At 55.7% G+C, this 10,384-nt stretch carries 7 protein-coding genes and 5 pseudogenes; 9 read left to right on the forward strand and 3 right to left on the reverse strand.

The genetic code is table 11. From position 1 onward, the window contains the following. The first annotated feature begins 7 nt into the window (after nt 1-7). The 4 genes from ACYQ6W_RS21370 to ACYQ6W_RS21385 all read left to right on the forward strand — a co-directional run bounded on the left by ACYQ6W_RS21370 (nt 8) and on the right by ACYQ6W_RS21385 (nt 4,142). Nucleotides 8-1,174 (forward strand): AGE family epimerase/isomerase, encoded by a 1,167-nt coding sequence (locus ACYQ6W_RS21370; protein WP_459678176.1) that lies wholly within the window; start codon nt 8-10, stop codon nt 1,172-1,174. A gap of 94 nt (nt 1,175-1,268) precedes the next feature. Continuing rightward, nucleotides 1,269-2,243 carry an ADP-glyceromanno-heptose 6-epimerase gene (gene rfaD, locus ACYQ6W_RS21375; protein ID WP_459678183.1) on the forward strand — a complete coding sequence of 325 codons (975 nt, stop codon included), beginning with the start codon at nt 1,269-1,271 and terminating at the stop codon, nt 2,241-2,243. A gap of 86 nt (nt 2,244-2,329) precedes the next feature. Further along, nucleotides 2,330-3,349, forward strand: a complete 1,020-nt coding sequence (locus ACYQ6W_RS21380; protein WP_459678178.1) for an ABC transporter permease — start codon at nt 2,330-2,332, stop codon at nt 3,347-3,349. A gap of 4 nt (nt 3,350-3,353) precedes the next feature. Beyond that, complete coding sequence (locus tag ACYQ6W_RS21385) at nt 3,354-4,142, forward strand: ABC transporter ATP-binding protein (RefSeq protein WP_459678179.1); 789 nt, start codon at nt 3,354-3,356, stop codon at nt 4,140-4,142. 677 nt (nt 4,143-4,819) lie between these two features. Here ACYQ6W_RS21385 and ACYQ6W_RS21390 read toward each other — a convergent pair. Both ACYQ6W_RS21390 and ACYQ6W_RS21395 read right to left on the reverse strand, forming a co-directional pair. Continuing rightward, a pseudogene (locus tag ACYQ6W_RS21390) lies at nt 4,820-5,239 on the reverse strand (transposase); the annotation flags it as partial. Between the two features lies 1 nt (nt 5,240). Then, nucleotides 5,241-6,425, reverse strand: a pseudogene (locus ACYQ6W_RS21395) (ISNCY family transposase); the annotation flags it as partial. A 204-nt stretch (nt 6,426-6,629) separates the two neighbouring features. On the opposite strand from ACYQ6W_RS21395, the gene ACYQ6W_RS21400 reads away from it, so the two are divergent. From ACYQ6W_RS21400 to ACYQ6W_RS21415, 4 genes and pseudogenes are all read left to right on the forward strand, one after another. Further along, nucleotides 6,630-8,156, forward strand: a complete 1,527-nt coding sequence (locus ACYQ6W_RS21400) for a right-handed parallel beta-helix repeat-containing protein (RefSeq protein ID WP_459678181.1) — start codon at nt 6,630-6,632, stop codon at nt 8,154-8,156. A 111-nt stretch (nt 8,157-8,267) separates the two neighbouring features. Beyond that, nucleotides 8,268-8,399: pseudogene (locus ACYQ6W_RS21405) on the forward strand (IS110 family transposase); the annotation flags it as partial. A gap of 61 nt (nt 8,400-8,460) precedes the next feature. After that, nucleotides 8,461-8,565: pseudogene (locus ACYQ6W_RS21410) on the forward strand (IS5/IS1182 family transposase); the annotation flags it as partial. 114 nt (nt 8,566-8,679) lie between these two features. Then, complete coding sequence (locus ACYQ6W_RS21415; protein ID WP_459678185.1) at nt 8,680-9,162, forward strand: winged helix-turn-helix transcriptional regulator; 483 nt, start codon at nt 8,680-8,682, stop codon at nt 9,160-9,162. Nucleotides 9,163-9,466: 304 nt separating this feature from the next. Here ACYQ6W_RS21415 and ACYQ6W_RS21420 read toward each other — a convergent pair whose 3' ends face one another. After that, nucleotides 9,467-9,856, reverse strand: a complete 390-nt coding sequence (locus ACYQ6W_RS21420; protein WP_459678182.1) for a DDE-type integrase/transposase/recombinase — start codon at nt 9,854-9,856, stop codon at nt 9,467-9,469. Here ACYQ6W_RS21420 and ACYQ6W_RS21425 point away from each other — a divergent pair. Then, nucleotides 9,835-10,272 (forward strand): annotated as a pseudogene (locus ACYQ6W_RS21425) (IS110 family transposase); the annotation flags it as partial. The gene ACYQ6W_RS21420 and the pseudogene ACYQ6W_RS21425 sit on opposite strands and share 22 nt — an antisense overlap. Nucleotides 10,273-10,384: the final 112 nt, after the last annotated feature.

The raw sequence follows: 10,384 nt of genomic DNA on the forward strand, positions 1-10,384 counted from the left end.
GTGCGTCATGCCGTTGATGCCCACACCCGCTCTAGCCGCCGCCGATGCCAAAGCCCGCGCCTGGTTGCAAGAAGAGGCTTGGCCATTTTGGCTAAAGCATGGGCGCGATCGTGATGGCAAAGGGTCGGTCCGCGGATTTCACGAGCACCTGGATCTCGAGACCCACGGCTGTTCCGCAGAGTTCCGACGGCTCCGCGTTGTCACCCGCCAGACCTATGTGTTCAGCGAAGCAATGGCGGCAGGTCTGCCTGGCGCCGAGGAGGCAGTGGTTCTTGGGCTTGGCTATCTCCGCCGCCATGCACTTCACCCAGCTGGCGGCTATTCTTGGCGATTTGACCTTGCCGGACGCGTCCTCGATCAAAGGCGGGATCTCTATGACCATGCCTTTGTATTGCTGGCCCTTGCAAGCGCGATGCGAGTAATGCCGAGCGATACGATACGTGATGAGGCCATGGCACTTGACGCTTTTCTAGGAGCCGCTTTTGCGCATGAGACGGGCGGTTATCTGGAGAGCCTCCCGCCTAGCCTGCCCCGACGTCAAAATCCGCACATGCACCTCTTCGAGGCGTACTTGGCCGCCGCCGAGGCTTTCGGACTTAAAAGCTTCCTCGACCGGGCTGATAGCTTGGCGGAGTTTTTTGTCACGCGTCTTTGGCAATCCGTTGAGGGGGCTTTACCGGAATATTTCGACGAGACGCTGGTGCCGCATCGAGAAGAAGGGCGTTTCGTGGTCGAGCCCGGACATCACGCAGAATGGATATGGCTGCTCGACTGGCACCGGCGGCTGTGCATCGCCAATGGCCGATCAATTCTTGAAGGACAGGCGGCTTTAGCCGAGAGTCTTGCCGTGTTTTATGAGCGCTACGGCCGAGACCCCAGGACGCTTGCTCTGGTGGATGAGATTTGGAGCGATGGGACCCTACGGGCCGGCAGTCAGCGGCTTTGGCCACAGACCGAACGGCTGAAAGCCGAAATTCTGCGGCCTGACGCTTCCGAGGAGAAGGTACTGGAAGCCTACGATGTGCTCGACACCTACATCACGCCGGCTCCTGCCGGTCTTTGGATAGAGCGACGTGATGCCGACGGCGCGTTCGAGCGTCACGTGGCACCGGCGAGCAGCCTCTATCATCTCACGGCTGCCATCATGGTGGCGCATCGCGCGCTGCCCAGATAAACTTTAACTGCCGCTGCGGGGGCAGGGGATTGTGCAGCATCGCTCCAGCATACTCGCATGGAGCGAGGGCCTAAGGAGAGACGATTTGATTGTCGTGACGGGGGGAGCAGGTTTTATAGGCTCCAATATCGTGGCCGCACTGAACGAGCTCGGACGTACCGATATAGTAGTTTGCGATACGCTTGGCTCCGAAGGCAAATGGCAGACGCTGCGAAAACGAGTGGTGCAAGATATTGTGCCGCCTCGGGAGCTAATGACGTGGCTCGAAAGCCGCAGCGATATTGAGGCGATCATTCATATGGGCGCTAATTCCTCGACTCTCGCTCAGGACGGAGACGAGGTTCTTGAAAACAATTTTCGCTTTTCGCTCCATCTTCTTGATTGGTGCACGAAGCATGGCGTTAGGCTGATCTACGCCTCCTCAGCTGCTACCTATGGAGACGGGGCACTCGGTTTCGACGATGACATGTCTCTTTCCCATCTGCGAAATCTTCGCCCGCTCAACCTTTACGGATGGAGCAAGCATCTTTTCGACCAAGTAATTGCCACGCGACGAGAAAATGGCGAACGTTTGCCGCCGCTCTGCGTGGGACTCAAGTTTTTCAACGTCTTTGGTCCAAACGAATATCACAAGGGACCGATGATGAGCTTAGTCTCGAAATATTTCGGGAAGATCAAGGCGGGCGAGACGATCGACCTGTTCCGTAGCTACAAAGTGGAGTACAAGGACGGCGAGCAGCTACGCGATTTCGTCTACGTGCATGACATTACTGATGTCGTACTGTGGCTCCTGGCATGCCCGCAGGGCGTGGCGCTCTATAATCTGGGGAGTGGCAAGGCTCGTACTTTCCTCGATTTGGTTGGCACCATTTTTGACACATTAGGTTTGGAGCGGCGCATTCGTTTCGTCGAAATGCCGGAGGCGATGCGTCCGCGTTATCAGTATTTTACGCAAGCCAATGACCACCGGCTACGAGCGGCGGGCTATGATAAGCCAGGTACGTCGCTGGAGGAGGCCATCGAGCACTTTGTAAAGAATTATCTCAACACCGAGGACGTGTATCGTTGATGGGCTACTGGCCTTCGAAAGCTACGTTATTAGTCCTGGGCGGAAGGCACGACAAAGCGTCCCAGCAGTTGAGCTAAAGAAAGACCATGTGCTTGCTGCCTGAGGTAGGGTACGGGCATGCAAGCTTTGTTGGTGGAGCGACATATGGAGCGCCTACGTGGGCGTGGATTCTTATTCTCGAAGGACGAACCGCTTGCACCCTCGATTCGGATCAGCTATCCGCAAAGCAAATGACCCTTTCTTTAGATAACCAGCCTCCCGTTCGAACCGAAATCGACGGCGGTTTTGCGATTGATCTTCGTCAAGGTTTGGGGTTTCGCGACCGTAACGCCATGGCGCTGCAGGACCTGCTGCGCGGTGCCAAGTTATGGCGCCTCTCCTTGATGCTGAGCTGGTTTGATATCCGGCTCCGCTACAGAGGATCGGTCCTTGGCCCGTTCTGGCTGACGCTCTCAACAGCGGTCATGGTTGGTGCGCTGGGATTTGTTTACGCGTATTTATTTAAGACCCCGATCCACACTTATCTCCCCTTCCTGGCGCTGTCGCTAACGCTTTGGAGCTTTCTCTCATCTATCATAAGTGACGGCTGCACAGTCTTCACTCAAGCTGAAAACATGATCAGGTCTATGCGGATACCGTTCTTCCTGTTTATTTTTCAGATCTTGGCGCGCAATCTCTTAATTTTTGCGCATAATTTGGTAGTAATTGTGATAGTCTTTCTTGTGTTCCGCTCCCCGTTAGGTTGGTCAGCTCTTGCCTCCCTCCCAGCGCTGTTGTTGTGGTTGGTGGACGGGGCTGCCATCTCGCTAATGCTAGGAGCAGTCTGCGCGCGCTTCCGAGATATTCCGCCTATTGTCACCAGCATTGTTCAGATCGCCTTTTACGTATCAGGCGTGATGTTCAAACCAGACCTGCTGGGCAGTCGAGGTGTTTTCCTAGTTTACGATCCCTTCTATTCCATCTTGGAGGTGCTTCGCGCACCATTGCTTGGCCACCTCGCCAGCCAAGCAACCTATTTAAGCGCCCTTGGCTTTTCTTTGGTGCTATGTGCTCTCGGCTGGTTCACCTTTGTTCGTGTTCGTCACCGCATCGCGTTCTGGGTGTAATGCAATGGTAGCGCGCATTGACGTTCGGGAGCTCCGGATCGACTTTCCGCTCTATCACGGCCAATCCCGGAGTCTTAAGCGCAGCATTTTGGAGCGCGCCACGGGTCGTCGGCGGTTGCAGGAGAATGAGAAGCATCGCTTTGTTGTGGAGGCACTACGCGCCATCAGCTTCACATTAAAGCCTGGTGAGCGACTTGGGCTGGTTGGCCATAACGGGGCGGGTAAAACGACATTACTGCGCGCGATGGCAGGCGTGTATGAGCCGGTCTCGGGCAGCGTCCGTATACAGGGGTCGCTCAATGCGTTGCTCGACCCCAACCAAGGCATGAACCCCGAGCTGACGGGACGAGAAAATGTTGTGCTTCGCGGCTGCTATCATGATATGGATCACGCGGCGGTTGAAGCTATGCAAGAGGATGTACGTAGCTTCGCCGAACTCGGCGATTTCTTTGATTTGCCGGTGCGTATCTACAGCTCAGGAATGATCGTGCGCTTAGCCTTTGCAATGGCGACCGCTATTCGCCCACAAGTGTTACTGATGGACGAATGGTTTTTGGCAGGCGATGCCAGTTTTCGTGAAAAGGCTCGCGAACGGCTGGAAAGCATGGTTCTTGGGGCAGACATCTTGGTCCTATCTACCCACCTAAACGATGTCGTGCGGGCCTGGTGCACGCGCGTTATCTGGTTAGAAGACGGATGGGTCCGGATGGATGGCGCAACGGACGCAGTGATAGATGCTTTTTCAGGTGTCGATTTGGCGTCGAATCTATTCCCAGAACTGTCCCAGTGCTAGCTCTCGCGTTATGCAAAAGTCTCTGTAGGGACAAGGGCCGGATCGCTCTGTATAGTTAACAGCGACGCTTATAGAGGAAAGGACACATTCGACGGGGCGCGACTACTGATCATTGCCATCAATTTGCGAGAGTCCGAACAGACTTGGCCAGAAGTAGTTGCCATCGGTTTGGGATCTTCCGAAATATGTTCACCTTCGGTTGATCATTGGAGACAGTTTGGAAGGCAGTCTCAGCCGAATTGCAATGCGCAGATCCCCTGTCCACAGGCTGCTGCGCGTGAACCGACCTCCTCGAGGTTGATACTCTGGCCAACATCGCTCTTCACGTGAAAATTACACCCAGCATATTTCGTAGGAGATTTCTTGCTGTATAATGAATCAACTTGTGAGTGTTCATATGAATATTATAATCAAACGCTACCTGGACGCGGCCGATGAACTTGTCCGGATTCAACGACAGCTTATTGCTCCTCATCAGGCGAGGCAAGTAAGTCGAGCGACGCGAGTTTACGGCGAAGCGCGACAAGCACTTATTGATTCAGCCGTTGAGCAGGGCGCATCGCGTGAGCATGAAATAAGATCATCTATGGGCTCCACTATCCGGTTTTCATCTTCGAGCCGAGATGACTATTGATGTGGCTCATTCACCTGCTAACCACTTAGCGATCTAGAGGGTGTTATGCACCTGGGATGAGGAGGGTGGCCTGCTTCATCATGAAACAGGCGAAAGCGACGACGTGCAGGCCAGCGAGAGTAGCAGCATAGCGCTCATAGTCTTTGACGAGACGTCGGCACCTGGTGGCCCAAGCGAATGAGCGTTCAACCACCTACCGGCGTAGCAGCAGTACGAAGCCGCGCTTGGCTTCGCGCAGTTTGACCACCTCGAGAGCGATCCCATGCAGCGCGGCTGCGGTGGCCGGTCGTTCGCCCGTGTAGCCCTGGTCTACAAAGGCGAGTTCGACGCTCTGATCGGTCGCGGCCTGGATCACCTCCGCCAGGCGGCCAACCTCGGCACGATCATCACGGTCGGCAGGTGTCACGTGCAGAGCGAGCAGGTGGCCGAGCGTGTCGACTGCCAAATGCAGCCTTGGGGGCCGGCAGCCGCTTGTTCTCCACCACGGAGGCATGGATCTCGCGCTGATCTTTCTCGAAGACGCGGTAGGGCAATGAGAGACCCTGCCAGCGCAACTCGACCCGGCCATCACCAAAATCAAAAACCTCAATGTATTTCCCAGCCAGTCCTTCAGTCAGGGCGCTGCGCTCCAGGATCAGCAACTTGCGATGCCAGGAGAGATGAAGCTGGTGACCAACATGCCGCATCTCCCGGCGGCACAGAATGTCGTTCAGCCGAGACAGGGTGATCTTGAGGGGCCGATGCAAATCACCAGGCCGGGCAGGGGGCCGTGCGAACCGCCCATTGAAGCGCTCCATGGAACCCGGCAGATACGCATTGGCAGCCGCGATCGTCGTGATCCGCTCAAGTTGCAGCTCCTTGACCAGGCGGTCCTGCAGCGTGCGGTTCGCCCGTTCGACCCGGCCTTTGGCTTGGGATGAGTTGGCGCAGAGGATCTCGATGTTCAGCTCTGCCAAGGCGCGGCCAAACTGCGTCATGCCTTGACCGCCAACCGCATCCGGTTTGGCGATCCGGAACACCGTGTGCTTGTCCGAATAGAAGGCAACAGGGCAGCCGTGCCGGGTCAGATATCCTTCAAGCGCCCCGAAATAGCTCTGCGTGCTCTCGCTCGGCACGAACTGTAGCTGCATCAGACGTCCCGTCGCATCGTCGATGAAAACCAGCAGCGTGCAGGCGGGATGATCCGGCCCGAACCAGCGATGCTCCGATCCGTCGATCTGCACCAGCTCGCCGAAATGCTCCCGCCGTGGCCGCAGCTGATGAAAGCGCCGTCGCTGCGCCCGGGTCAGCCACAGACCGGCTTCCCGCATCCAATTGCGGAGCGTCTCGCGCGGCACATGGAGCCCATGACGCGCCTCGAGCGCCTCCGATGCCAATGTCGGGCCGTAGCCAAGGTAATGAGCCTGTAGCAGCGCCAAAACCTGCTCACGCTCGGCGACCGCGCGACGTCGGTTCGACGGGCGCCCACGCGCACCATGCACCAGTCCGGACGCGCCAGATTGGGCATACCGCTCAACAAGCCGTCGAACATGCCGTGCCGTCAGCCCCAGCAGTGCGGCTCCGGAGGCCACCGTCCGATCGCCAGACCGGATCTCAGCCAGAACACCAACACGATGCAGCTCGCGCTCGTTCATCAGCACCAAACCCATGCCAACCCCCTGATGGAACCGGCCCGATCTCGAGGGGGAAGAAGGACATTTCTATCCGGCTCAATGCGGACAATTCTATCGGGCGCTTACACCCAACGCGTCGTACAAACACCATTATGTCAAGATGTTTTGAGTTTACAAATGGGCCACTCGTGTCAGTCTCTTTTCTGACCCTATAAGCAGCTGAAAACAAAGAGACTTCCAATGACAACAACAACGATGGTTTCGGTAGCAAACATCGCTGCCCTTCGTGCCGAGACTACGGTGCAGACGGAGCCAACCTGCTATGTCGAGGGATATCGCACTCCTGGTGATGGCGGCGAAGGCGCATTTTGGTATGACGCTTCAGATACTACTTCCGTCGACAATGGAGGAGCAACTATCGTCGACGCCTCTGGGCGCCGCTGGAAGCGTGCTCTCAATAGCCAGCCCATCTGCGCTAACCAATTTGGGGCGTCAACGACTGGGGGTGATGCTACTGCTGCCATAAACGCCGCCATCGCTTATGTCGCAGGTAATGGGGGTGGAATAGTCGACCTTTTGTCTGGTACATACGAGATCGCTTCGACTATTGTCATAGCAACACGGGTCAAGTTAAGGGGCCGCGGTCACGGCAAAACAAACATTGTTGCTGCGGCTGGAACCCTTATGGACATGCTTCAGAGCTATCAGTTTTCTACGTTGACAGGTTCCAACTTGCCTACGGGGCCTTACCAATTTTGTATCGAAGGGATCTCGTTTAATGCTGGTGGAACGCGTTCGGGCGGACGTTGTGTGGCACTTTATGGCTACGACTACGTGATTAGCGACTGCGAGTTCTTCGGTGCCCATGGAGATGGATTTTATTCTGAATGGGGAACTTCAGGTTCAGTTCCTGTTGCGGTTGGTAGCAATGGGATGGAATCAAGGATCGAAAACTGCAAATTCTTTCAGAATGGTGCCAATGGCCTCACCTTCTACGGCCCACATGATTCAAATATTGTAAATACTCTCTCATTTCTTAACAGCGGAGTGGGCATATCGATTAGCGAGAGTGCGAGCTATTCTGGAAGCTGCAACCTGGTTACGGTTCATTCTTATAGCAACGGCAGCCTCGGCATTGAGGTTCAAGCCGGTGTGAATATGTCGGGTGTCCAAAGCGAGAGTAACACTGGGGGAGGGATTTTGGTTACGGGAGCTGGCTGGTTGTTAGGCTCGTTGGTAACTGCATATAGTAATGGCCAGTATGGTATCACCTTTTCGAACAATGGGTTTGGCTCAACGCTCACGACAGTGTTCTCGTATAACAATGGGCTCGATGGCATCGTATTTTCGGGCTCAGGCAATACACTAAGCGGATTAACGATTACCAACAACAAATCAAATGGGTTAAATATTCTTCCAAGTGCGCGCGCAACAGTAGTGAACGGCGCGGTTGTTGAAAGTAATGCGTTGTCAGGCGTCTCCCTAACGGCATCTGATGTATCCATAAGTGGATTGTTTTGTGCCTTCAATAAAGGGAACGGTGTCTCTATAGCGAATGGTGTTCAGACGATCGCGCTATCGGGTGAGTTTAACAGCAATACTGGCGCAGGCATTGAATTCGGATCGTTGGGCACCGGCTGCATGGTCGATGCTCGCGTGTATACCGCCGCTGGACAAGCGAGCTACACAGGTGCGAGCGGAAATAACTTCGTGCGTTTAGTTGGAATTGGAAGCGACCCTGCCGTAATAAATTCGTATCCAACCTAGATGGCGTAACGGGCTGCTGGGAGAATAGCCGGATTGGCGGTCGTCCCTCAGAGTGATGGTGTCAGTCAACGGAGTCCGGAGGGAGGTTCCTGCTCCAAGCATCATTGAGGAATCGACGTATCTTTAGAAAGCTCGAGCATCTGCGTTGTCGACGGGGGTGGCCGGATCATCCGGGAAGCGAAGGTAAGTAGCGAGCCAGAGGCTCTGATCTTGTGGTTTAGGAGTTTAGGGCTGGACTTGGCTTGAATCGGCCTTGAAGCCGGCCCTCTGGCCCGCCCGGGTCAGTTCACAGCGGAAATCAACATTCTCCAAGCTGAAACACTTCCGCCGCATCGCCACTCGCTATGACAAATTGGCGGTCAACTTCCTCGCGATGGTGCAGCTCGCCTCGATGCGGCTGTGGCTCCGCGCTTATGAGTCTACGGCCTACTACGCTAGATCTCTTGCTTGTCAGCTACGATTTAAATATGAAAGCGTCTCAACTGGCCGACCAGGCCGAAACTTTTACTGGGATCGAATGTGCATGGGCAGGGGAAAAAAGACAGATTTGAGCCTAAGCTCATGTGCCACAGCTCGGGCGCTAAACATCATCGGGGATTGGTGGTCCCTACTTATCATCCAAGATGCACTGAGTGGAATGCGTCGGTTTGGAGAATTTAAAAAACGCGGTATTCCGACGAATGTTTTGACAGCTAGGCTCCGAAAATTAACAGAAGTCGGAGTCATGGAGGCTGTTACCCTGCCAGATGGCAGATACCGCGGGGAATATCGCCTAACCTCAGAGGGTGAAAAGCTTTTTGTCGTTGTTGCTGCTCTCTGGCAATGGGGGGAGAAACATCTGTTCGCTCCAGATGAGCAGACGCCGGTTATGATCGACAGTGCGACAGACCAGGAACTTGCACCGATCGAAGTACGAACCATCGACGGACGCCTCGTAACGCCGAGTAGTCGTCTGACTACAAGACCTCGGGTGCGACGACGGACTCGACCCCCAGCGAGGCCTTGACGTAGCTCAACTGTTGGTAAGATTGTGTTATCGATAAAGACAAAAGAGGCAAGAGGGATGCGTATTCCGGGCTTTGTGAGGTTGTTGCGTCGGAAGCGGGTCGGGGGCGGCTACAGTTGCAAGATCATGCGGCTGTATCGACGCAGTCCACATCCTGCTAGACGCTGAGTGCTGTCTCTCGGCGCGAGCGGCATTGGGCAGCGAGTATGAGATGACGGCGAAGCTAAAAGTGAGAATGAATGCGGCTATGAGCGGATAGGAAGGGCTGTGCCTGGCTTGCAGATTTGAACCGTTACATCTGCCGTTATCGTCGTCGTGTCGGTTGGTGCGAAACCTCGGCCCTGTTGTTCAGGTAGCGACTTTGTCGGTGTTCGACCTTTGGCAGGATTTCTCCTTTGGCCGCCGCGTAACTCTTTAGCTTATCCGTTACGATCACTCTGGGCGCTTCGACCTGACCTTTGACCAGCTTCCGAAAGAACCGGTTGGCTGCCTCCGTATCCCGCCGTTTCTGCACGAGAATATTGAGCACGGTTCCAGTCTGATCGACCGCGCGCCAGAGATAGTGCGTAAGACCGCATGTCCGCTGCGGGTTTGAGGTGGCTCGTCCCACATATGCGGGGCGAGGGTTGCCCGGATGGGCCGGGCCGAGCCTCAACGCACAGGGGACAAGCCATGAAGATACATGGTGTGGCATTTGTTGGGATCGACACCGCCAAGGCCCGCAACGCAGTGGCTGTGGCCGAGAGCGGACGGAACGGGGAGGTTCGCTACCTTGGCGAGTTCGACAATACGCCGGACGGGGTGAGCAAACTGATCCGGAGACTGGCCAGCCGCCACGAGACACTGCACGTCTGCTATGAAGCTGGACCCACCGGCTATGGTCTGTATCGGCAGGTTCTCGCTCTCGGCCACGAATGCACGGTGGTGGCGCAGTCGTTGATCCCGCGTCGACCGGGCGACCGGGTGAAGACGAACCGGCGGGATGCGCAGAGCCTGGCGCGGCTGCTGCGAGCCGGAGAGCTGACCGCAGTGTGGGTTCCCGACGAGACGCACGAGGCGGTGCGCGACTTGGTGCGCACGCGCGTCACGGCGATCGAGGACTACCGGCTGTTGATTTCCGCTGAGAACTGGGTTCTTCCGCATAAAGCGTGCAGGCAGAGGTTGTACTGAGCTGTTCAATTTGGCACAGCATAGGGATTCGCACTGTTTTTGGATCTCGAAG

It is taken from the genome of Acidisoma sp. 7E03 (assembly GCF_054665075.1).

Coding starts and splice junctions, on each gene's coding strand:
- ACYQ6W_RS21370 (WP_459678176.1), top strand. CDS start 8: ATGCCGTTGATGCCCACACCCGCTCTAGCCGCCGCCGATGCCAAAGCC.
- ACYQ6W_RS21380 (WP_459678178.1), top strand. CDS start 2,330: ATGTGCTTGCTGCCTGAGGTAGGGTACGGGCATGCAAGCTTTGTTGGT.
- ACYQ6W_RS21385 (WP_459678179.1), top strand. CDS start 3,354: ATGGTAGCGCGCATTGACGTTCGGGAGCTCCGGATCGACTTTCCGCTC.
- ACYQ6W_RS21400 (WP_459678181.1), top strand. CDS start 6,630: ATGACAACAACAACGATGGTTTCGGTAGCAAACATCGCTGCCCTTCGT.
- ACYQ6W_RS21415 (WP_459678185.1), top strand. CDS start 8,680: ATGGGCAGGGGAAAAAAGACAGATTTGAGCCTAAGCTCATGTGCCACA.
- ACYQ6W_RS21420 (WP_459678182.1), bottom strand. CDS start 9,856: ATGCCACACCATGTATCTTCATGGCTTGTCCCCTGTGCGTTGAGGCTC.